The following is a 21661-nucleotide window of genomic DNA, read 5'->3' as shown; positions in this document are numbered from 1 at the left end:
GCCACCGAACATCGATGGGCCGGCGCCGCGGACGGGAGTGGTAACGATGCGCATAGCCCTGGTCAGTGAAACCTGGAGCCCCGAGGTCAATGGTGTCGCTCACACGCTGAGCCATCTCGCCGGACACCTCGCCGCCAAGGGCATCGCCCTGCAGCTAATTCGACCGACGCCTGCGGATGGGGCACGTGACAGCCTCGTCGAGCGCGATGTTCAGGTACCCGGCGTGGCCCTTCCCATCTACGCCGACGTTCACGTCGGCCTGCCCTGTCGCCGTCGACTGACCAAACTGTGGCGCGAGGAACGGCCGGACGCCGTGTACATTGCGACCGAGGGACCGCTGGGCTGGTCTGCGCTCAGTGCCGCTCGCCGCCTCAAGCTGCCTGTCGTCAGTGGGTTTCATACCAATTTCGACCAGTACGCAGCCAACTATCACCTCGGCTGGAGCGTACCGATCGCGCGCGCCGGACTGCGGTACTTCCACAATCGCTGCGACGCTACGCTGGTGCCCACGGCCGCCCAGAAACAGTCGCTGGAGCGCAGCGGCTATCACCAAGTTTCGATCATGGCGCGCGGCGTCGATGCGGCGCGCTATGCCCCGGCCCATCGCGACGACGACCTGCGTCGGACCTGGGGAGTTGGCCCCCATCAGCCGGTAGCGCTCTACGTGGGGCGTCTCGCGTCGGAGAAAAACATCGACCTGCTGGCCGACACCATGGCTGCCATGCAGCGCAGCAATCCTTCGCTGGTACAGGTGCTGGTCGGCGATGGTCCGGCACGCAAGACACTGACTCGGCGACTGCCGGAGGCAATCTTCACCGGCTTCCAGAACGGCGACGCGCTAGCTCGTCACTATGCCAGCGCAGACATCTTCGTTTTCCCGTCACTCTCGGAGACCTTCGGCAACGTGGTACCGGAAGCCATGGCCAGTGGCCTCGCCGTTGTCGCCTTCGAACACGCCGCCGCCGGCGAGCTGATTGTCGACCAACGAAACGGCCGCCTGATCCCCCCGGGCGACAACCAGGCTTTTCTCGACGCCGCCAGCGAACTATGCCGGCAGCCGGCCACCTACGCACGGCTCGGCAGGCAAGCCCGAGAGCGGGCGGCCACGCTCGACTGGGCACGTGTCGGCGACCGCTTCCTTGCTCAACTGATCCAGGTTCAGAGGCCCCAGCATGTCGCAGCGCACTCCACGTCTCACGTTTGAACGCTTAGACCGCTACGAAAGCCGACTGAGTCATCGTCTGGCGGCGTTCTCCGGGCATCCACCAACGCTATGGCTGTTCCGCTGGGCCAGCCGTCTCGGCGACTGGCCGGCCTGGGTCGTGGTGGCGCTGGTCCACCCGATTTTTCTCGGGCCCCGTGGCTGGCTCGTCGCTGCCTGGTGGGGCCTCACCGCGAGCATTTCCGCCCTGCTTTATCGCTTGCTCAAGACGCGACTCTGCCGCGAGCGCCCCTTCGTCACGTTCACGACGATCCCATGTAGCGTACCTCCGGTGGATCGCTACAGCTTTCCCAGTGGCCATACGCTCCATGCCGTACTGTTCACCCTGCTGACCACGGCCACGACGCCCGTCCTGCTGCCTATCGTCTTTCCTCTAGCCTGCCTGATCGCCGCCTCACGGGTTGTTCTCGGGCTCCACTACCTCAGCGACGTCATGGTCGGCGGCGTTATCGGCGCCCTACTCGCCTGGGCCAGCCTCGCCTTGATGCCGGAATGGCTGTGACCTCAAGGCGCTCAGGACCCACCTCGGCGTCATCGCCCCAGGGCCAGTGCGGCGGCTGGCAACGTATCAACGCTGATCCCCTGCTGGCACTGCTGCCTGGATTTCTATCCCCCGCACTCGCGACGACGCTGCAGCAACGCCTGGAACAGGAGATTCCGTGGACCTCGCCAACCATCCGCCTTTATGGCAAAGCACATCGCATTCCGCGCTCGCAGTGCTGGATGGGGGATACCGATGCGCGATACCGCTATTCCGGCAGGACACTGGAACCCGAGAGCTGGCACCCGGAAATCGATGCACTCCGCCCACGGATCGATGAGGCCCTACGCGCCGCTGGCCTGCCGCGCGACGGGTTTAACAGCGTGCTGATCAACCGCTACGACGGCGGTGAGCAGCGCATGGGCTGGCACAGCGACGACGAGCCGGAACTGGGCAACGATCCGATCGTGGCCTCGATCTCGTTGGGCAGCGAGCGGCCTCTGCGGTTTCGCGAAAAAGACAGGCGCCCGGGCAACGCCTTCAATGTCTGGCTGCCCACCGGCAGCCTCCTGCTTATGGGGCCCGGCTGTCAGGCCCGCTGGCAGCACGCGCTTGCGCCCCGCGCCATCGACGGCGTCCGAATCAACCTGACTTTCCGCTGCGTACGCTGATTGCCCATCGGCGGGATACCTCGCGTCTCTTCGGCTCGGCCAACTCGCCAAGCCTTGTCCTTTCGCCACCGAGATGAATTCACGCCAGTCTGACCGAGACCTGGCGTGTCGGTACGCCCCGGCCAGTCTCTGATCCTCAACAGCAGAGCCTGCGCCGGCACGATCGACGCGCACTGGTACGGTCATGCTGACAAGAAAAGAAAACGGCCTCATTCGTCGAATGAGGCCGCAATGGATAACGGTATAAACTACAAAAAAGGGCGCTTACCCGCGGTAGTAGTTCGCCTCGACAAATGGCATGGCGCTAACCCTCATGGGCAGCTGCTTGCCACGCACGTCGGCATAGACCGTCGTCCCTTTGTCGGCCGAGTCGACATCCACATATGCCATGGCCACCGGCGCACCTACGCTGGGACCAAAGCTGCCGGAGGTCACCTGTCCGACCTGGCGACCCTCGACATCGAGCAGTCGGGTACCCTCGCGCACCGGGGCACGCCCTTCACCCAAGAGCCCGACACGGCGCCGGCGATGATCGCGCGCCTGAAGCTGGTGCAACACGCGATCCGCCCCGGGGAACCCGGCTTCGCGCTCCCCACCGACGCGGCGCGCCTTGCCGATGGCCCAGACAAGACTTGCCTCGACGGGCGTCGTGGTATCGTCGATATCATGGCCGTAAAGACACAAACCGGCCTCCAGGCGCAGCGAATCCCGAGCGCCCAGACCAATCGGCTCGACTTCCGGTTGCGCCAGGAACCAACGCGCTAGCGCATCCGAATCCTCTGCCGGCACAGAGATCTCGAAGCCGTCTTCCCCGGTATAGCCGCTGCGACTGATCCAGACATCGCTGTCCAGAATCGAAAAACGCGCATGCTGCATGAAAACCAGCTCGCAGGCTGCCGGGCAGAGCCTGCGCATTACGTCAGCAGCCTGCGGCCCCTGCAGCGCCAGCAATCCACGGTCAAGCACCTCCACCTCGTGATCCGCGCCCAACCCGGTACGCATCAACGCGACGTCCTGCTCCTTGCAAGCCGCATTGACGACGACATAGAGCGAATCGCCGTGATTGACGATCATGAGGTCGTCCGTGATGCCACCCTCGCTGTTGGTGAATAGCGCATAGCGCTGCCCGCCCTCGGCCAGGCCGACGACATCGGCGCTGACCAGGGTCTCCATGGCCGCAGCGGGCGCCGGGCCGGTAATCCGAACCTGCCCCATGTGCGAGACGTCGAACAGTCCGCACGCCCGACGCGTGTGCTCGTGTTCCTTCTTGACCCCCAGCGGAAACTGCACCGGCATGCTGTAACCGGCAAAGGGGACCATCTTGCCACCGAGCTCCTGGTGAAGGGCATGCAAGGGCGTCTGCTTGAGGTCGGTCATCGGTCTCTCCGTTCGAATGGAATAGGTCGCCGCAGCGCTTGTCACTCGCGCCGCTGCAGATCCTCGCCCGGCAGCACTGGCCTGCCAGCGAAGTGATCACGAGTGAGTTTGAATACCACCGGCGACAACAGCGCCAGCGCGATCAGATTGGGAATGGCCATCATCGCATTGAAAGTGTCCGCTACCAGCCAGATGAAATCGAGCTTGGCCATCGCGCCCACCGGCACCGCCAGCACGAAGATAAGGCGGTAGGCGACGATCGCCTTGTCACCGAAAAGATACTGGAAGCACTTCTCGCCGTAGAAGGACCACCCGAGGATCGTGGTAAAGGCGAAGACCGACAGCGCAATCGCCACGACATGTTGTCCCACCCCTGGCATGCCACTATCGAAGGAGAGTGCGGTCAGGCCGGCACCGCTCTCCCCCTCGAGCCAATGCGTCGAGGTCAGGATCACCAACGCCGTCATGGTGCAGACAACCAGCGTGTCGATGAAGGTGCCCAGCATCGCGATCAGCCCCTGACGCACTGGGTTGCGCGTCTGCGCCGCGGCGTGCGCGATGGGAGCGCTACCCAGCCCCGCTTCGTTGGAAAAGATGCCTCGTGCCACCCCGAAGCGAATCGCGGCGGCCACCGCGGCACCGGCGAAACCACCGCTGGCAGCAATCGGCTGGAAGGCATGGGAGAAGATCAGCGACAGCGCCCCACCGATCTGGTCGACGTTGACGAACAGGATGACAAGACTGCTGAGAATATAGGCCACGGCCATCAACGGAACCAGCTTGCCGGCGACCTGCGAGATACGCTTGATACCGCCAAGGATAACGGCACCGGCCAGCAGCATGATCACCAGACCGGTCAACCAGGTCGGCACGCCAAACGATGTCGCCATGGCATCGGCGACCGAGTTGGCCTGCACGGTGTTACCGATGCCGAAGGCGGCCACTGCCCCGAAGAACGCGAACAAACCGCCCAGCCATGCCCAACGCCTGCCCAAGCCGTTACGAATGTAATACATCGGCCCGCCGACGTGATCGCCGCGAGAGTCGGTCTCACGGTAGCGTACCGCCAACACCGCTTCGGCAAATTTGGTCGCCATCCCGACCAGCGCCGTCAGCCACATCCAAAATACGGCGCCAGGCCCGCCAAGCACGATCGCCGTAGCAACACCTGCAATATTGCCGGTACCGATCGTAGCCGATAAGGCGGTCATCAGCGCATTGAAGGGCGAGATTTCGCCGTCTTCGCGAGCCTCCGCGCTACCGCGGCGCCCCTGCCAGAGCAGGCTGAACCCCAGCCTCAGCTTGCGAATCGGCATCAACTTCAATCCGACCTGTAGATAGATCCCCACGCCAAACAGCAGGATAAGCATCAGCGGGCCCCAGACGACCCCGTTGATGACGCCAAAAATGGCATTGAGCTCGTTCACATCACACTCCATCGTCGCATTATTGTTCCTGCCACCTGCCGAAGCGCCCTTGTGAGGCCCCTCGAAGTGGCCTTCTTCGGGTAAAGCGGAGGAACGATAGAGGATTCGACTGAAGATTCACAATGAGCCCATGGTCTCTTTCTCTTTTTCTCTTATGCTCATTCTCGGTTTGGCTACCGGCCAACCATCGACATCTCGAGCCTGTCCGTCTGACTTGACTGGCTGGCGGTCAAATCACTTGGCCTCCGGACGACCTGGCTAGCGCCAACCGATGGCGAGCATCCGAAGCCAAGTACGATAACGAAAAGCCTCTGTGTTTCCAATACGAAACACATTTCTCCCATTCACGCCTACGATGACCATAGCGGCAAGCTACCGGAGGCTGCTCGCCAACCCCATGGCCAGGGCTCTGGACCGCGGCCGTACCCTTACGCTGGCGACGGCATCAGTGACACTCGACGCAGGGCTGGACGACGGCGTAATCTAGGCTCAACCTATTCAGGTCGCGCGCGTGTCTTAGCCAGTGTGAGACGTGAGCCTATGCCAATCGCCATCGGATTGAGGCATAATGCCCACACAATATCTTCCACAGAAAAAACGTTTCTTATAGGAAACCCCATGAGCGAAATTCCCGACAACCTGTTCTATACCGATAGCCATGAGTGGGTTCAGGACAACGGCGACGGAACCGTTACCGTTGGCATTACCGACCATGCGCAGGAAGCACTGGGCGACGTGGTCTTCGTCGAGCTGCCGGAGGCGGGCCGCGAGCTGGACGCCGGCGACGAGTTCGGCGTGATCGAGTCCGTCAAGGCGGCTTCCGATCTCTATGCCCCGCTGGCAGGCGAAATCGTCGAGGTCAACGAAACGCTCGAAGATACCCCCGAAACCGTCAATGACTCTCCCTACGGCGAGGGCTGGATTCTCAAGCTGCAGCTTGCCGACCAGGGTGATCTGGAATCGCTGATGTCGGCCGACGCCTACAAGGATCTGGTAGCCGCCGAAGAAGACGACGGCTGATCGCACGTCATCATCACCAGCCAGGCCGCCCGTCGCTGATGTGACGGCGGCCTACTTCTCCTATTGCCACCTTGCTGGACTGATTATGCCCACCGATACCCTCCCGCTGACCGACCTGGCCAACCACGGCGACTTCATCCAGCGCCACAACGGGCCGACCCGGGACGACGTCACCGAGATGCTTGCCACGCTCGACATGACCTCCCTGGCAACGCTGATCGATCGCACCCTTCCACGCGGCATCCGCCTCGATGGCGAGCTCGATCTGGACGGCCCCCGCGGCGAGTCGGAAGCCCTTGACTACCTGCGCGGGCTTGCCCGTCAGAACAAGGTCTTCAAGAGCTATATCGGGCAGGGCTATCACCCCACGCATCTGCCGGCCATTATTCAGCGCAACGTGCTGGAAAACCCTGGCTGGTACACGGCCTACACGCCCTACCAGCCGGAAATCGCGCAAGGGCGTCTCGAAGGGCTGCTCAATTTCCAGCAAATGGTCATGGATCTGACTGGCATGGCGATCGCCAACGCCTCGTTGCTCGACGAGGCGACCGCGGCGGCCGAGGCGATGGCACTGTGTCGCCGTGCCAACAAGAAGCAGAAGACCTCGCGCTTCTTCGTCGCCGACGACGTGCTGCCGCAAACCCTGGATGTACTGCGCACCCGTGCCGCCTACCTGGGCTTCGAGCTCGTGGTGGCGCCAGCTGGCCAGCTCGCCGACGAGGAAGTCTTCGGCGCCCTGCTGCAGTACCCTGGCACCGACGGCGATATCAAGGCGATCGAACAGCTCGTCGAGAATGCCCGCTCGCGCCAGATCATGACGTGTGTCGCCGCCGACCTGATGAGCCTCGTGATGCTCAAGGAACCCGGCGCCATGGGCGTCGATATCGTGCTTGGCAACTCCCAGCGCTTCGGCGTGCCGATGGGCTATGGCGGCCCGCACGCGGCGTTCTTCGCCACCAGTGAAGCGCTCAAGCGCTCACTCCCCGGTCGCGTCATCGGCGTATCGAAGGACAGTCGCGGCCGCCCCGCGCTGCGCATGGCCATGCAGACCCGCGAGCAGCACATCCGCCGCGAGAAGGCGACTTCCAATATCTGTACCGCGCAAGCCCTGCTGGCCAATATCGCCGGTTTCTACGCCGTCTATCATGGCGCCGAAGGGCTGCGCACCATCGCAACGCGCATTCATCGCCTGACCACGCTGCTGGCGCAGGGCCTGAAGCAGCACGGCATCGCCCTCAAGCACGACAGCTGGTTCGATACTCTGACGCTGACCGGCGTCGACAGCCATCGCATTCAGGGCCGCGCGCTGACCCGCGAAATCAATCTTCGCTACCCACGGGACGGTGAAGTCGGCGTCAGCCTCAACGAGACCACGACGGCCGCCGACCTTGGCGAGCTGTTCGATGTCCTCATCGGCGAGGAGCATGGCCTCTCGGTCAGCGAGCTGGACCGCCAGGCGGTCGCGGAGAACCAGAGTGGCATCCCAGTGACTTACCGTCGCCAGACACCGTTCCTGTCTCACCCGAACTTCGAGCGTTTCCGTAGCGAAACCGAGATGCTGCGCTATCTCAAGCGCCTGGAGAATCGCGATCTGTCGCTGACCCACGCGATGATCCCGCTGGGCTCCTGCACCATGAAGCTCAATGCCACCAGCGAGATGATCCCCATCACCTGGCCCGAATTCGCCAACATCCATCCGTTTGCGCCGAACGAGCAGGTGACAGGCTATCGCCAGATGATCACCGAGCTGAGCGATTTCCTGGTCGAAATTACCGGCTATGACTCGATCTCGATGCAGCCCAACTCCGGGGCTCAGGGCGAGTATGCCGGCCTGGTCGCCATTCGCCGCTACCAGGACGCCATCGGTGAGGGGCATCGCGATATCTGCCTGATCCCCAGCTCTGCCCACGGCACCAATCCGGCCTCGGCCGCGATGGCGCAGATGAAGGTGGTGGTGGTCGAGTGCGACCGCGACGGCAATATCGACATCGATGACCTGGCAGCCAAGGCCAGTCAGCACCGCGACCGCCTCTCGGCGATCATGCTGACCTACCCGTCGACGCACGGCGTCTTCGAGGAGAACGTTCGCGAAGCCTGCCAGCTGGTCCACGACAACGGCGGCCAGGTCTACATCGACGGCGCCAACATGAACGCCCAGGTCGGTCTCTGTCGCCCCGGCGACTACGGCGGTGACGTCTCGCACCTGAATCTGCACAAGACGTTCTGCATTCCACATGGCGGTGGCGGCCCGGGCATGGGGCCGATTGGCGTCAAGGCGCATCTGGCCGCCCATCTGCCCAACCACGTCATGACGCCGCAGGAAGGTATCGAAAAAAGCGCCAGCGCGGTCTCCGCCGCAGCCTATGGCAGCGCCTCGATCCTGCCGATCTCCTGGGCCTACATCAAGATGATGGGCGCGCGCGGGCTGCGTGAGGCCACGGAACTGGCCATCCTCAATGCCAACTACATCGCGCGTCGCCTCGAGAGCCACTTTCCGGTGCTCTACCAGGGCGCCAATGGCACCGTCGCCCATGAATGCATCCTCGACATGCGCCCGCTGAAAGCCGCTTCCGGTATCAGCGAAGAGGATATCGCCAAGCGCCTGATGGACTATGGCTTCCACGCCCCGACCATGTCGTTCCCGGTCGCCGGGACCTTGATGGTCGAGCCGACCGAGTCCGAGTCGCGCTACGAGCTCGATCGCTTCTGCGAGGCGATGATCGCCATTCGCGCCGAAGTCGCCCGCGTCGAAGCCGGTGAATGGCCGCAGGACGCCAATCCGTTGACCCTCGCACCGCACACCATGGCGGATATCATGGCGGATGACTGGAAACGACCCTACTCTCGCGAGCTGGCAGCCTTCCCGACGGAAGCGGTACGCGAAGCCAAGTACTGGCCGGCAGTCAACCGGGTCGACAACGTCTTCGGCGACCGCAACCTGATCTGCAGCTGCCCGCCGATCGATGCCTACCGCGAGCTCTCCTGAGCCACCGGCCTCAAGCGTGGCATCCACACGCCGACAGAAACGCCAACGGCCGCTCCTCGAGCGGCCGTTGGCGTTAGGACATACCCGGTCGACGATGCACTGGCGCTGGCCTGTCGCCCGTCAGACCGGACCCATCGCCGGCAGTTCGCTGTAGCCGTAAAGCGAATTGAGACGCTGCTGGCGAAAGGTGTCCAGCAGCTGACGATAGCGCTTGGGCAGTTCGACATCGGAACGCGACACCAGATGCAGCGTCTCGTAGACCGGTTGATCCAGCGTTAGCTCCTTGACCTGACGCTGCCAGGGAGACGTCTCCAGCACCGGGCGCGGAACGACCGTAAAGCCGAGCCCACGTGCAACCGCGTCGAGCACTTGACCAACCTCGTTGGTAAAACCCTGGCGTGGAAAATGATTCATGCTGCGGAACTCACCGCCGAAATTGCTACGCAGCAGCAGGCTGGCATTGTTGTTGCCGTCGGTATAGTTGACGAACCCCAGTGCCAGTAGCTCGCTGAAGCTTGTGCCGGCGAAATCCGCCGGCACGACCAGGCAGAGCGGTTCTTGATGCCACGCCTCGTAGCTGAGGTCGGGATGCTTGCTGACCTCGGTAACTACACCCACGTCATAGCGACCGGCCACGACATCCTGCGCGATCTCATGATTGAAGGCGAAGCTGTAGTTGACGGTCAGCCCCGGATGCATCTGCTGGTAGCCGAGCAGAAACGGATAGAACATCAGGCCGACGCTGCCCGGCGAGGCAATACGGCATTCGCCGCTATCGGGCGAATCATCGTCGAGCGAGTGGCGGAAATGCTCATGCTCGGCGAATAGCTTGACCGCGTAATCGTAGGCCCGACGCCCGGCATCCGTGAGCGAAAAGCGCCGGCCGTGACGGTTCAACAACGAGCGCCCGAGATATTCCTCGAGTTTTCTCACATGCTGACTGACACCGGGCTGAGTCATGTCCAGCTTACGGGCCGTCTGCGTAAAGCTGCCCGTCTCGACGAGCATCATGTAGGTTCGAAAATATTGGGCGTTGAACATGAAGACGCGGATCGCTCAAGGGATATGTCAATCGGGACGCGGCAAGGCTATCGGATAGCTCGCTTTCCGATAACGCCTTATTGTGACCTCGGGGAGTCATTATTATAGCAATTTATGGCGCGTGACGCACCGCCTCGTGCGATGGACCCATTGCTGGCTGGTCGATAGCGCCCGCCCGGCGCCCCCCCCCCCATGAGCTTCTCCGTTTACAGAGCCGCACACAGAGGAGGCGCGGCAGACTGCGTCCACCGACCGCACGTGCTAGCATGTTCGAGCCTCAACCGTTGGATAGTAAAACTTATGTCTGATCCCTTTGCACAGCGCGCCAGATCGGTCCAGGAAACGCTCCTGGCGATGGAAGCCAACGCCGATGACCAGGACCTTTTCGCGCTGGGCTACATGATTCCCCAGATCGGTCTGGTGCAGGAAATGGCGGAGTACGATCCCGCCGATGTCACCCCCGAAGACTTCGATGCCACCTATTGGCAGTGGCTGGAGAGCACCTTCGCTCAGGACAACATGAGCGAGGCCGACCGCGACCAGATCGCCGCCTTGTGGCAGACCGCGGTCGCCCGGACCGGCCGCTGAGATCCCGCTCTACCCTTCCTATCCGTACTCTTTGCCGCACGAGGATGTCGCCCATGCCAGAGACGCTATCGACCATCGTCTCTCCCGAGGGAAGTCTGGAAGTCCTGTCGCAGTCCGAAGTCAACCGCCTGCGAGACACCTCAGCCAGCGGCCTGCATGATCTGCTTCGACGTTGCGCGCTGGCGATACTCAACTGCGACACCCCGACGGATGACGGGCTCGCCGTGATGGAAGCCTACAAGGATTTCGATATCGAAGTGCTGCAGCAGGATCGCGGCATCCGCCTGAAGCTTTCCAATGCCCCGGCCTGCGCTTTCGTCGACGGCCGCATGATCCGCGGGGTGCGCGAGCAGCTCTCGGCGGTACTGCGCGATATCGTCTACGTCTATAACGAGATCCAGAACAATCCGAAATTCGATCTCGACACCAACGAAGGCGCCACCAACGCCGTCTTTCATATCCTGCGCAATGCCAGCACGCTGCGGACCGCGCAGGAACCGAGCATGGTGGTGTGCTGGGGCGGACATTCGATCACGCGGGAAGAGTACAACTATACCAAGGGCGTGGGTTACCACATGGGGCTGCGCGGACTGGACATCTGCACCGGCTGTGGCCCCGGCGCCATGAAGGGGCCAATGAAAGGCGCCAACCTCGCGCATGCCAAACAGCGCCGCCTGGGCAGCCGCTATCTGGGGATCTCTGAACCGGGCATCATCGCCGCCGAGTCGCCCAACCCGATCGTCAACGAACTGGTGGTCATGCCGGATATCGAGAAGCGCCTCGAGGCATTCGTGCGCGTCGGTCATGGCATCGTGGTGTTTCCCGGCGGCGTAGGGACAGCGGAGGAAATTCTCTATCTCCTCGGCATCTTGATGCATCCGGACAACCGGGATATCCCTTTTCCAGTCATCTTTTCCGGTCCCGCCAGCGCCCGCGACTATTTCCATCGCATCGATGAGTTCCTGCGCTACACGCTCGGCGAGGAAGTCCGCCGCCACTACCGGATCGTCATCGACGATCCGATCACCGTTGCACGCCTGATGCGCGAAGGTATCAATGAAGTCGCGGAATTTCGTCGCGAACAGAACGACGCCTTCTACTTCAACTGGCGGCTGACCATCGAGCGCGGTTTTCAGCAACCGTTCGAGCCGACACACGAAGCCATGGCGGACTTGGCGCTACACCACGACCAGCCCGTCCACGAACTGGCCGCCAACCTGCGTCGCGCCTTCTCTGGCATCGTGGCCGGTAACGTCAAGGAGCCCGGCGTGCGTGCCATTGCAGCACGCGGCCCCTTCCGTCTGCATGCGGAGCCGGCGCTGATGAGCCAGCTCGACGATCTGTTAACCTCGTTCGTCGCCCAAGGCCGCATGAAGCTACCAGGCAGTGAGTACGTGCCCTGCTATACGCTGGGGTAATACGCCGCACGATACTGCCAAGCGAAAACGCGAACGGCGAGCCAATAGGCTCGCCGTTCTCTTTTTTCACGCCAGTTTTGCACGCCAGAGCCGCACTATCGACGCCGGCGCCACAGGCGGACGACCACGTGCAACAGCAACCCCAGCGCTGCCCCCTGGGAGAGTACGACGGCCCAGTGCGAGGCGGCCGCATCGGTCACGTGCCAGGCCAGCATCAACCCTTCACCGATGACCAGGCAGACCAGCAGGTGGCGCAAGGCTGCCGGACATCGCTGACGCTGCGCCTGCGCCATCACCCGCCAGAATCCGAATAGCGCCACGGCGACGGCAACCAGCAGACCAGCGAGCAGCGTCAGACGCGTGGTGTCGCCGGCCAGCCAATAGCGCGGCAGCGACAGCAGCATGACGAGCCATAGCCCGAACAGGGTGCTCCAGCGCGTCGCATTGAGCGCCTTGGTCGCAGGCGACTCCTCGCGACTCATGCGCGCAACCCGTGCGCTTCAATCCACGATTCGGCCCAGGGCAGCGCCGCATCGTCCGCCATGAAAGTCTCCATGGCATCGACTTCCAGACGTTCGCCCAGGCGCTGCGCGCCAAGATCCTCGAGCAAGGCATCGAGCGCCCTGCCGGAGCCACAGAACGTCTCGGCGTAGGAGCTGTCACCCAGGGCGATGAGCCCATAACGCAGCGAGGTCAGCGCCGGCGTCTTCGCCTTGAGCTCGCGGATAAAAGGCACGATATCGCCGGGAAAGTCACCGCTACCGGTGGTGGAGACGCAGAACAGCGCCAGATCGGGCATGTCGTCGACCAGATCCTGCAAGGAAGGCTGTTCGACCACGGCTACCTCGTAGCCGGTCTGCTCGAAGAGCGGGGCGACCTGTTCGGCCACATCGAGCGCACCGCCGTAGACGGTACCAACGTAGATTTTCAGCTTGGGCATAGCGCACATTCGCCAGTTCATCATGTGCGCCGGAGCTTAGCATATCTGCCCCGCCCGGCCCTACGCCTCCCGGCCCCTACTGCCTAGGCCTTCCCTGGCCGAAAACAGAACCGCCCGCCAGCGGATGCTGACGGGCGGTCAGATCAGCCACCAGGAAGCACTACTCCTCCTGCAGCTCACCATCGAAACTCTCGACCTTGGCCTTGAGCTTCTGACCGGGTCGGAAGGTCACGACACGGCGCGCCGAGATTGGAATCTCTTCTCCGGTCTTCGGGTTGCGTCCGGGACGCTCCCGTTTGTCCCGAAGGTCGAAATTGCCGAACCCGGAGAGCTTCACCTGCTCGTTTTCGCGCAGACAGCCACGAATCTCCTCGAAGAACGTTTCCACCATATACTTGGCTTCCCGCTTGGAGAAACCCAGCTCGGTGTGAAGATGCTCCGCCAGTTCAGCTTTCGTCAGCGCTCCCATGGTGGCTCCCTTCGCGCAGGATGACAGATCAACTCCGCAGCGTAGCCCCGAAACGCGACTGGGCCGTTTCCACCACGTCTGCGATTAACTGATTGATTTCCTCGTCATTGAGAGTGCGCGAAGGATGCTGCCAGGTCAAGCCCAAGGCAACGCTCTTGTGCCCCTCGGGCACACCCTGCCCCTGATAAACGTCAAACAACTGCCACCGAACCAGCCATTCGCCCGCCTGCTGGCGGATCGATTGCATCAACGACTCGACCGCCACCTCATCGCGCATCACGAATGCCAGATCACGACGGACTTCCGGATAGCGAGAGAGCGGCTGGAAACGAGGAATCTGGCCTGCCATCACCGCGTCCTGGTCTACCTCGAAGAGATAGACCTCCGGCTTGATCCCGAGCTGCGAGCGAACCGCCGGATGCAGCGCACCGATCCAGCCCACCGCCTGCTCGCCACGATACAGACGGGCGCTGCGTCCCGGATGCAGTGCGGGATGCGTGTCCGCGACGAACGACCATTCGTCCAGACCACCGCCGATCGATAGCAGGCTCTCCAGGTCACCCTTGAGATCGAAGAAATCGACCGCCTCCCGCCCGGCCGACCAGCCCTCGACAGCGCGCGGCCCGCAGATCAGGCCACCGAGCATCGATGTCTGAACCAGCGCATCCAGCTCCCCTTGAAAGACCAACCCCGTCTCGAATAGGCGCACCCGCTGCTGCTGGCGATTGAGGTTGTGCTGAAGGGCCTTGATCAATCCCGGGAAGAGCGAATACCGCATGACCGACATGTCACTGGAGATCGGGTTAGCCAGTGTCGGCGAGATCGCGTCAGGCATCAGCAGGGCCTGCAGATCAGGCGAGACGAAGCTATAGGTCACCGCCTCCTGATAACCGCGCGACACCAGATGACGGCGTAGACGACGCAAGGGCTGTTCGGCCTCGTTATCGGCCTTGAGTGCCAGGAGCGCCTGCGTGCGGCGAACCGGCAGGCGATTGTAGCCATGGATGCGCGCCAGCTCCTCGATCAGATCTTCTTCGATGGCCACATCGAAACGCCAACTCGGCACGTCCACCTGCCAACCGGACTCGCCAGTCTCGACCACCATTCCGAGACGCGTCAGGATATCCGCGACCTCATCCGCTGGCAGCGACACCCCCAGGCAGGCATCGAGACGCGCTCGACGCAACCGTACGTTGGCGCGCATCGCCGACGGGATGCCATCGACACCGGCTTCGATGACCGGGCCGGGCTCACCGCCGACGATCTCCATCAGCAGTGTCGTTGCGCGCTCCATCGCCATCGCCGTCAGCGCCGGATCGACGCCGCGCTCGAAGCGGTGCGACGCATCCGTGTGAAGACCGTACTCACGTGCCTTGCCAGCTACCGCAAGCGGCGTGAAAAACGCGGCTTCCAGGAAGAGATGGCGCGTGCCAGCAGCGACGCCGGAATTCTCGCCACCCATGATACCGGCAAGCGCCAGGGGGCCGGTGCCGTCGGCAATGACCAGCGTTTCCGTGGAGAGCGCCACCGTCTGGCCATCGAGCAGCGTCAGAGACTCCCCTTCCGATGCCTGGCGCACGACCACACCGTCACTGAGCCGGTCCAGGTCGAAGGCATGCATCGGCTGGCCGAGCTCGAGCATCACGTAGTTGGTCACGTCGACCGCGGCATCGATGCTGCGAATACCGCTACGCCGCAGCCGCTCTACCATCCATAGCGGCGTCGGCGCACTCAAGTCGACATTGCGCAGCACGCGACCGAGGTAGCGCGGACACTGTTCGGTGGCCTGGATGTCCACCGGAAAGCGCTCGTCATGCTGCGGCGCAACCGCCTGCATGGCGGGTGGCGTCACAGCCTCCCGAGTCAGCACCCCCACCTCGCGCGCCATGCCGCGAAGGCTAAGACAGTCCCCGCGATTGGGCGTCAGGTCGACTTCGATCGTGTGGTCGTCGAGCTGCAGCCAGGCGCGGAAATCCTGGCCGACCGGGGCATCCGCGGGCAACACGTGAATCCCTTCGGAGCGCTCTTCCTCCAGCCCCAACTCGGAGGCTGAACAGATCATGCCGCGCGATTCGACTCCGCGCAGTTTTGCTTTCTTGATCTTGAAATCGTCCGGCAGTACTGCACCGACACGCGCGAAAGGAATCTTCTGACCGACGTCGACATTGGGGGCGCCGCAGACGACTTGCACCTGCTCGCCACTACCGTCCTCGACCTGACAAACGTTGAGCTTGTCGGCATCCGGATGGGGCGCCTTGGCCATCACCTCCGCTACGACGACACCATCGAAGACGGCGCCTACCGGCTCGACCGCATCTACCTCGAGCCCGGCCATCGTCACCGCATCGGCCAAGGCCTGCGTGTCGAGCTCGGGAGAGACCCACTCGCGCAGCCACGCTTCGGAAAACTTCATCTTGATACTCCTTGACTGGGGCTGGGGCTCAATGGAACTGACGCAGGAAACGCAGATCGTTCTCGAAGAACAGTCGCAGATCGTTGACGCCGTAGCGCAGCATGGCCAAGCGCTCCGCCCCCATGCCGAAGGCGAAGCCGGTGTAGCGTTCGGCGTCGATACCGGAATGACGAAAGACTTCCGGATGCACCATGCCGCAGCCCAGCACCTCGAGCCAACCGCTCTGCGAGCAGACGCGGCAGCCGTCGCCGTGACACATCACGCACTGGATATCGACCTCGGCGGAGGGCTCGGTGAAGGGGAAGTAGGAGGGGCGGAAACGGACTTCGAGATCATCACGCTCGAAGAATGCCTGCAGAAAATCGGCGATCGTACCTTTCAGGTCGGCAAAACTGACATTCTCGTCAACCAGCAGTCCTTCGACCTGATGAAACATCGGCGTATGGGTCAGATCGGAGTCGCTACGATAGACTCGCCCCGGACAGACGATCCGGATCGGCGGCTCCTGTGACTGCATCGTTCGCACCTGGACCGGCGAGGTGTGCGTACGCAGCAGACGGGTGGCATCGAAATAGAACGTATCGGCCATTCCCCGTGCCGGGTGATGCGCTGGAATATTGAGGGCTTCGAAGTTATGGAAGTCGTCCTCAATCTCGGGGCCAACCGCCACATCGAAACCGATACGCTGAAATAGCGACTCGATGCGCTCCAGTGTTTGCGTCACCGGATGCAGGCCCCCATTGACCTCACCACGGCCGGGTAGCGTCACGTCGATTCGCTCTGCCTCGAGCTTGGCCTGCATGGCGGCCTGCTCGATCACCTGCCTGCGCTGTTCGAGCTCGTCCTGGAGCGCCTGCTTGGCCTCGTTGATCCGCTCGCCAGCAGCGGGACGTTCTTCCGCCGGCAACTGCCCCAACCCTTTGAGCAAGGCCGTGATCTCGCCTTTCTTGCCCAGAAAACGCACGCGCACCTGGTCGAGCGCTTGGGCGTTATCGGCCGCGGCGATTGCCGCGCTCGCCTCGCTGACCAGGGCAGGAAGATGATCCATCCGTCAAGCTCCGCTTGTCATTCGTTGCGCAGCGCCCTCGGTCTTGCCGAAGTGGCGATGCGAGATAAAAAAACAGGGGAAGAGCGGCTGCTCTTCCCCTGATCGGTCAGGCTATCCGCTGCCTCTCAGAGACGCGGGACGACCTGCTCACGCAGCCTTGGCTTTCTCGACGAGTGCCGTGAAGGCCGCTTTTTCGTGAACGGCCAGATCGGCCAGGACCTTACGGTCGATCTCGATGCCCGCTTTCTTCAGGCCCGCCACGAAACGGCTGTAGGACATGCCGTTGTTGCGAGCGGCAGCGTTGATACGCGTAATCCACAGCGCGCGGAACTGACGCTTGCGCTGGCGACGGTCGCGATATGCATACTGACCGGCCTTGATAACGGCCTGCTTGGCTACGCGGAACACGCGCGAACGCGCACCGTAGTAACCCTTGGCCTGCTTCATAACTTTCTTGTGACGGCGACGTGCGACGACACCACGCTTGACGCGGGACATAGTACTCTCCTGACGTTAAAGACTGACGACCAAGTGTTTACAGATTGGGCAGCATGCGGTTGACGAGCTGCTTGTCGGCAGCGTGAACCTGCTTCATGCCACGCAGCTGACGCTTACGCTTGGTGGACTTCTTGGTCAGGATGTGACTACGGAAAGACTGCTTGTGCTTGAAGCCGTTACCAGTCTTCTTGAAGCGCTTGGCAGCGCCACTGTTGGTCTTGATTTTCGGCATGAGTAGAACTCCGGTCCGATTTTTTAGAAAACCCGAGGCCGAAAGCGGCAAGCCCTTAAGCTCGCCGCTTCCCGTTCGAAACGCCGTCGGATCACTTCTTCTTGGGTGCGAGGATCATGATCATCTGTCGGCCTTCCATCTTGGGGAAGGATTCGACGGTCGCCAGTTCCTCGAGGTCGTTGGCAATCCGCTCCATCAGCTTGCGGCCGATGTCCTGGTGTGCCATTTCACGACCACGGAAACGCAGCGTGACCTTACCCTTGTCACCGCCTTCGAGGAAACGAATCAGGTTCTTGAGCTTAACCTGATAGTCGCCCTCATCCGTGCCAGGCCGGAATTTCACTTCCTTGACCTGAATCTGTTTGGTTTTCTTCTTCTGCGCAGACTTCTGTTTCTTCTGCTCGAAGAGGAATTTACCGTAATCCATGATCTTGCAGACGATCGGATCGGCGTTGGAAATCTGTACGAGATCCATACCGGCTTCCTCGGCGCGCTCGAGCGCCTCGTTCATGGGGACAACCCCCACCTGCTCACCCTCTGCGTCGATGAGTCGAACTTCGTCTGCGCGAATACGGTCATTGATGGGCGCGCGCTTTTCCTGGGGGCGCCCGCGCTGATTATTACGCTTGATCGTTAGATCTCCGTGTGGCGATTAACGTTGCTGCTCAATGGGAATCCGGCTGGCTTGCCTGTTGCAGATGCACCAACAGCGCATCGATGGACAGGGAACCCAGATCCTCACCGGATCGAGTACGCACCGCAACAGCACCCGATTCAACTTCCTTATCGCCAACAACCAGCAGATAAGGAATCTTCTGCAGCGTATGCTCGCGAATTTTAAAGCCGATCTTCTCATTCCTCAAGTCCGAGTCGACCCGGAATCCGGCTTCGCGCAAGCGTTTCGCGACTTTTTCGACATAATCGCGCTGCGCATCCGTGATATTGAGTACGACGGCCTGCACCGGCGCGAGCCAAAGCGGCAAGGCACCAGCATAGTGTTCGATCAGGATGCCAACAAAACGTTCCATCGAGCCGACGATGGCACGGTGCAGCATGACCGGTACCTGGCGAGAGCCGTCTTCGGCGACGTACTGTGCGCCGAGGCGCCCCGGCATCATGAAATCGACCTGCATCGTACCGACCTGCCACTCGCGACCGAGGCAGTCCTTCATGTGGTACTCGATCTTGGGACCGTAGAACGCACCTTCACCGGGTAGCTCCTGCCACTCGACCTGACAGTTGCCCAGCGCCGCTCGCAACGCCCCCTCGGCGCGGTCCCATGTATCGTCGCTCCCCAGGCGCTTCTCTGGACGCAGCGCGATCTTGACCGCGATATCCTCGAAGCCGAAGTCTTCGTAGACCTTCAATGCCTGACGATGGAAAGCCGTGACTTCCGGCTCGATCTGCTCTTCGGTACAGAACACATGGCCGTCGTCCTGCGTAAAGGCACGCACTCGCATGATGCCGTGAAGCGCACCGGAGGGTTCGTTACGATGGCACCCCCCGAACTCGCCGTAGCGAATGGGCAATTCGCGGTAGCTGCGTAGACCAGAATTGAAGACCTGCACATGGCCAGGACAGTTCATCGGCTTGAGCGCGTACTCACGCTTCTCCGACTCGGTAAAGAACATGTTCTCGGCGTAATTGTCCCAGTGCCCGGACTTTTTCCACAGTGACACATCCATCACCTGCGGACACTTGATCTCCTGATAGCCGCTACTACGGTAGACGCCCCGCATGTACTGCTCGACCGCCTGCCACAGCGTCCAGCCGCGCGGATGCCAGAACACCATGCCCGGCGCCTCTTCCTGCATATGGAAGAAATCGAAGCGGCGCGCCAGCTTGCGATGGTCGCGTTTCTCGGCCTCCTCCAGTCGCTGCAGATAGGCCTTGAGCGCTTTCTTGTCAGCCCAGGCCGTCCCGTAGATCCGTGTCAGCATTGGCTTGGTCGAATCGCCGCGCCAGTAAGCGCCAGCCAGCTTGGTCAGCTTGAAAGCCTTCAGATGGCGCGTGTTGGGCACGTGCGGCCCACGACACATATCGATATATTCCTGATGATGGTAGAGACGAATCGTCTCGCCTTCGGGAATACTCTCGACGATCTCCTGCTTGTACGGCTCTTCCCGCGCCACGAACGTTTCCAGCGCCTTCGATTGATCGACGTACTCACGGACGACGTCATAATCCTGCTCGATCAGCGCCTTCATGCGCGCCTCGATCGCCTCAAGATCTTCGGAAGAGATTGTCTCCTCGAAGTCGATGTCGTAGTAGAAGCCATCATCGATCACCGGACCGATGGCCATCTTTGCCGTCGGATAGAGCTGCTTGATGGCGTGCCCCAACAGATGCGCGCAGGAGTGACGAATAATCGCGACACCTTCATCGTCACGCGCGGTCAGAATAGCGACCTCGGCATCACGTTCGATGACATCGGCGGCATCCACCTCGACACCGTCGATCTTGCCGGCAATGCAGGCCTTGGCCAGCCCCGGTCCGATCGATTCGGCCAACTCCATCACGGTGAGCGGTTGATCGAAGGTTCTCTGGCTGCCGTCCGGCAGACTTACTATGGGCATGAAAACGTCCTTACGTTCAGTGGTGGTCCACACCAAGGATCACGTGAACTCGTCGAGAAAGCGGGGACAATCCTGCCACGATACGCCGGCATACTGGCCAGCGACCTCGCGCGCGCAGGATCGTGATATGACTGGCGCTCCTATCGGAATGCCGGCACGTAGCCTAACAGCGCGCCACGCGCTTTGCCACGCCCGCCCAACATGGCGACTTCGGCGGCAGGCAGGGCCGCATACCTGAAACAGGTCTCTGCCAGCTAGACACGGCACGGCAAGCGCACCTACGAAAAAGCGCGCCAACGAAAAAAGGGGCGCCCGAAGGCGCCCCTTTTCAACATCGAAGTGTGCTAGCGGAAACTTATTCCCACTCGCCCAGTTCAACGCGACGGTTTTCGGCACGGCCTTCAGCAGTTTCATTGCTGGCGACCGGCTGTTCTTCGCCGTAACCGATAGTGGTGATGTTGTCAGCGTTGAAGCCTTTCTCGACCAGGTAATCCTTGACCGAGTCGGCGCGACGCTGGGACAGCTCCTTGTTGTAAGCTGCCGGACCGACGGAATCGGTGTGGCCTTCCAGACGAATACGCAGGGTATCGTTGGCGTTCAGCTTCTCGGAGATGTCGTCCAGGATGGACTCGGCGGTGGACGTCAGCGTGGCGGAGTCGAACTCGAAGTTCACGTCGCGCAGCACGAGGTCTTCCTGGCAGCCCAGCGAGTTGACTTCCGCACCGGCCGGGGTGTTCGGGCACTGGTCCTGGTAGTCCGGCACGCCGTCACCGTCGGAGTCCAGCGGGCAGCCTTGTGCGTTGACTTCAACGCCGGCCGGGGTACCCGGGCACTGGTCCATGTAGTCCGGCACGCCGTCACCGTCGGTGTCGAGCGGGCAGCCGACTGCGTCCACGGCCACGCCAGCCGGCGTGTTCGGGCACTGGTCACGGTCGTCGGGCACGCCGTCGCCGTCGCTGTCCATCACGTCGGACGAGTAGTCGGCGCACAGCAGTGCACCCGCCGTTGCGCCGGCAACGCCGCCAATGGCCGCACCGGTATCTTCGTCGGAATCGCCGCTAGAGGCGTAGCCGATACCACCACCGATCAGACCGCCGGCCAGGCCGCAGACGAACGGCGACTGGTACCAAGCCTGATCGGAAGAGCTGCTGGTGGATTCCATGCCGGAACTGGCACAACCAGAAAGACCGACTACCAGAGCAGAGCCCAGCAGCAAGCCAGTCGTTGATTTTTTCATGTAAGACTCCTTCTTAA

20 protein-coding genes are annotated in these 21661 nt (G+C 62.1%); 7 read left to right on the top strand and 13 right to left on the bottom strand.

Going from position 1 to position 21661, the window contains the following annotated elements:
- Positions 1 to 46: 46 nt before the first annotated feature.
- The 3 genes from MC381_RS12275 to MC381_RS12265 are packed head-to-tail and all read left to right on the top strand — an operon-like array spanning position 47 to position 2374.
- A complete protein-coding gene (locus MC381_RS12275) occupies positions 47 to 1204 on the top strand; it encodes a glycosyltransferase family 4 protein (protein ID WP_251978045.1) in 1158 nt (385 codons plus the stop codon).
- A complete protein-coding gene (locus MC381_RS12270; RefSeq protein WP_251978044.1) occupies positions 1173 to 1724 on the top strand; it encodes a phosphatase PAP2 family protein in 552 nt (183 codons plus the stop codon). Before MC381_RS12275 ends, MC381_RS12270 begins: the two co-directional genes overlap by 32 nt.
- A complete protein-coding gene (locus MC381_RS12265) occupies positions 1721 to 2374 on the top strand; it encodes an alpha-ketoglutarate-dependent dioxygenase AlkB family protein (RefSeq protein ID WP_251978043.1) in 654 nt (217 codons plus the stop codon). The genes MC381_RS12270 and MC381_RS12265 overlap by 4 nt, the downstream gene beginning before the upstream one ends.
- 264 nt (positions 2375 to 2638) lie before the next feature.
- On the opposite strand, the gene gcvT is transcribed toward MC381_RS12265, so the two are convergent.
- A complete protein-coding gene (gene gcvT, locus MC381_RS12260) occupies positions 2639 to 3751 on the bottom strand; it encodes a glycine cleavage system aminomethyltransferase GcvT (RefSeq protein ID WP_251978042.1) in 1113 nt (370 codons plus the stop codon).
- A gap of 41 nt (positions 3752 to 3792) precedes the next feature.
- On the bottom strand, positions 3793 to 5190 hold the full coding sequence (locus MC381_RS12255; protein ID WP_286009743.1) for an alanine/glycine:cation symporter family protein: 1398 nt from the start codon (positions 5188 to 5190) through the stop codon (positions 3793 to 3795).
- A gap of 606 nt (positions 5191 to 5796) precedes the next feature.
- Here MC381_RS12255 and gcvH point away from each other — a divergent pair.
- Both gcvH and gcvP read left to right on the top strand, forming a co-directional pair.
- A complete protein-coding gene (gcvH, locus tag MC381_RS12250) occupies positions 5797 to 6198 on the top strand; it encodes a glycine cleavage system protein GcvH (RefSeq protein WP_251978040.1) in 402 nt (133 codons plus the stop codon).
- Positions 6199 to 6283: 85 nt separating this feature from the next.
- Complete coding sequence (gene gcvP, locus MC381_RS12245) at positions 6284 to 9184, top strand: aminomethyl-transferring glycine dehydrogenase (RefSeq protein ID WP_251978039.1); 2901 nt, start codon at positions 6284 to 6286, stop codon at positions 9182 to 9184.
- A gap of 120 nt (positions 9185 to 9304) precedes the next feature.
- Here the strand turns inward: gcvP and MC381_RS12240 are convergent, their stop codons facing one another.
- Positions 9305 to 10225 carry a LysR family transcriptional regulator gene (locus MC381_RS12240; RefSeq protein WP_251978038.1) on the bottom strand — a complete coding sequence of 307 codons (921 nt, stop codon included), beginning with the start codon at positions 10223 to 10225 and terminating at the stop codon, positions 9305 to 9307.
- Between the two features lie 300 nt (positions 10226 to 10525).
- Between MC381_RS12240 and MC381_RS12235 the strand changes: the two genes are divergently transcribed.
- Together MC381_RS12235 and ppnN are read left to right on the top strand one after the other, a co-directional pair.
- Positions 10526 to 10813, top strand: a complete 288-nt coding sequence (locus MC381_RS12235) for a YfcL family protein (protein ID WP_251978037.1) — start codon at positions 10526 to 10528, stop codon at positions 10811 to 10813.
- A gap of 53 nt (positions 10814 to 10866) precedes the next feature.
- Positions 10867 to 12231: a nucleotide 5'-monophosphate nucleosidase PpnN gene (gene ppnN / locus MC381_RS12230; RefSeq protein WP_251978036.1), complete on the top strand. Its 1365-nt coding sequence runs from the start codon at positions 10867 to 10869 to the stop codon at positions 12229 to 12231.
- Positions 12232 to 12326: 95 nt separating this feature from the next.
- Here the strand turns inward: ppnN and MC381_RS12225 are convergent, their stop codons facing one another.
- The 10 genes from MC381_RS12225 to MC381_RS12180 all read right to left on the bottom strand — a co-directional run bounded on the left by MC381_RS12225 (position 12327) and on the right by MC381_RS12180 (position 21644).
- Complete coding sequence (locus MC381_RS12225) at positions 12327 to 12713, bottom strand: hypothetical protein (RefSeq protein ID WP_251978035.1); 387 nt, start codon at positions 12711 to 12713, stop codon at positions 12327 to 12329.
- Entirely contained in the window at positions 12710 to 13171 is a 462-nt protein-coding gene (locus MC381_RS12220; protein WP_251978034.1) for a flavodoxin, read from the bottom strand. Before MC381_RS12220 ends, MC381_RS12225 begins: the two co-directional genes overlap by 4 nt.
- A 160-nt stretch (positions 13172 to 13331) precedes the next feature.
- Complete coding sequence (gene ihfA, locus MC381_RS12215; protein ID WP_251978033.1) at positions 13332 to 13640, bottom strand: integration host factor subunit alpha; 309 nt, start codon at positions 13638 to 13640, stop codon at positions 13332 to 13334.
- Positions 13641 to 13668: 28 nt separating this feature from the next.
- Positions 13669 to 16053, bottom strand: coding sequence for a phenylalanine--tRNA ligase subunit beta (gene pheT, locus MC381_RS12210; protein ID WP_251978032.1), 2385 nt, complete (start codon positions 16051 to 16053; stop codon positions 13669 to 13671).
- A gap of 28 nt (positions 16054 to 16081) precedes the next feature.
- Entirely contained in the window at positions 16082 to 17101 is a 1020-nt protein-coding gene (gene pheS, locus MC381_RS12205; RefSeq protein ID WP_251978031.1) for a phenylalanine--tRNA ligase subunit alpha, read from the bottom strand.
- A gap of 147 nt (positions 17102 to 17248) precedes the next feature.
- Positions 17249 to 17599: a 50S ribosomal protein L20 gene (gene rplT, locus MC381_RS12200; RefSeq protein ID WP_251978030.1), complete on the bottom strand. Its 351-nt coding sequence runs from the start codon at positions 17597 to 17599 to the stop codon at positions 17249 to 17251.
- Positions 17600 to 17636: 37 nt separating this feature from the next.
- Positions 17637 to 17831 carry a 50S ribosomal protein L35 gene (gene rpmI, locus MC381_RS12195; protein ID WP_251978029.1) on the bottom strand — a complete coding sequence of 65 codons (195 nt, stop codon included), beginning with the start codon at positions 17829 to 17831 and terminating at the stop codon, positions 17637 to 17639.
- Between the two features lie 91 nt (positions 17832 to 17922).
- Positions 17923 to 18462 (bottom strand): translation initiation factor IF-3, encoded by a 540-nt coding sequence (gene infC / locus MC381_RS12190; protein WP_264297444.1) that lies wholly within the window; start codon positions 18460 to 18462, stop codon positions 17923 to 17925.
- Between the two features lie 34 nt (positions 18463 to 18496).
- Positions 18497 to 20407, bottom strand: coding sequence for a threonine--tRNA ligase (gene thrS / locus MC381_RS12185; protein ID WP_251978028.1), 1911 nt, complete (start codon positions 20405 to 20407; stop codon positions 18497 to 18499).
- Between the two features lie 355 nt (positions 20408 to 20762).
- Positions 20763 to 21644 (bottom strand): OmpA family protein, encoded by an 882-nt coding sequence (locus MC381_RS12180; RefSeq protein WP_251978027.1) that lies wholly within the window; start codon positions 21642 to 21644, stop codon positions 20763 to 20765.
- Positions 21645 to 21661 lie beyond the last annotated feature (17 nt).

Origin of the sequence: Salinicola avicenniae (genome assembly GCF_023736115.1) — a bacterium.
GTDB classification, from domain to species: Bacteria; Pseudomonadota; Gammaproteobacteria; order Pseudomonadales; family Halomonadaceae; genus Salinicola; species Salinicola avicenniae.
The sequence above is the reverse complement of the archived record's forward strand: the minus strand, read 5'-3'. Positions and strand labels throughout refer to the sequence as shown.

Coding starts and splice junctions, on each gene's coding strand:
- MC381_RS12275 (WP_251978045.1), top strand. CDS start 47: ATGCGCATAGCCCTGGTCAGTGAAACCTGGAGCCCCGAGGTCAATGGT.
- MC381_RS12270 (WP_251978044.1), top strand. CDS start 1,173: ATGTCGCAGCGCACTCCACGTCTCACGTTTGAACGCTTAGACCGCTAC.
- gcvT (WP_251978042.1), bottom strand. CDS start 3,751: ATGACCGACCTCAAGCAGACGCCCTTGCATGCCCTTCACCAGGAGCTC.
- MC381_RS12255 (WP_286009743.1), bottom strand. CDS start 5,190: ATGGAGTGTGATGTGAACGAGCTCAATGCCATTTTTGGCGTCATCAAC.
- gcvH (WP_251978040.1), top strand. CDS start 5,797: ATGAGCGAAATTCCCGACAACCTGTTCTATACCGATAGCCATGAGTGG.
- gcvP (WP_251978039.1), top strand. CDS start 6,284: ATGCCCACCGATACCCTCCCGCTGACCGACCTGGCCAACCACGGCGAC.
- MC381_RS12240 (WP_251978038.1), bottom strand. CDS start 10,225: ATGTTCAACGCCCAATATTTTCGAACCTACATGATGCTCGTCGAGACG.
- MC381_RS12235 (WP_251978037.1), top strand. CDS start 10,526: ATGTCTGATCCCTTTGCACAGCGCGCCAGATCGGTCCAGGAAACGCTC.
- ppnN (WP_251978036.1), top strand. CDS start 10,867: ATGCCAGAGACGCTATCGACCATCGTCTCTCCCGAGGGAAGTCTGGAA.
- MC381_RS12225 (WP_251978035.1), bottom strand. CDS start 12,713: ATGAGTCGCGAGGAGTCGCCTGCGACCAAGGCGCTCAATGCGACGCGC.
- MC381_RS12220 (WP_251978034.1), bottom strand. CDS start 13,171: ATGCCCAAGCTGAAAATCTACGTTGGTACCGTCTACGGCGGTGCGCTC.
- ihfA (WP_251978033.1), bottom strand. CDS start 13,640: ATGGGAGCGCTGACGAAAGCTGAACTGGCGGAGCATCTTCACACCGAG.
- pheT (WP_251978032.1), bottom strand. CDS start 16,053: ATGAAGTTTTCCGAAGCGTGGCTGCGCGAGTGGGTCTCTCCCGAGCTC.
- pheS (WP_251978031.1), bottom strand. CDS start 17,101: ATGGATCATCTTCCTGCCCTGGTCAGCGAGGCGAGCGCGGCAATCGCC.
- rplT (WP_251978030.1), bottom strand. CDS start 17,599: ATGTCCCGCGTCAAGCGTGGTGTCGTCGCACGTCGCCGTCACAAGAAA.
- rpmI (WP_251978029.1), bottom strand. CDS start 17,831: ATGCCGAAAATCAAGACCAACAGTGGCGCTGCCAAGCGCTTCAAGAAG.
- thrS (WP_251978028.1), bottom strand. CDS start 20,407: ATGCCCATAGTAAGTCTGCCGGACGGCAGCCAGAGAACCTTCGATCAA.
- MC381_RS12180 (WP_251978027.1), bottom strand. CDS start 21,644: ATGAAAAAATCAACGACTGGCTTGCTGCTGGGCTCTGCTCTGGTAGTC.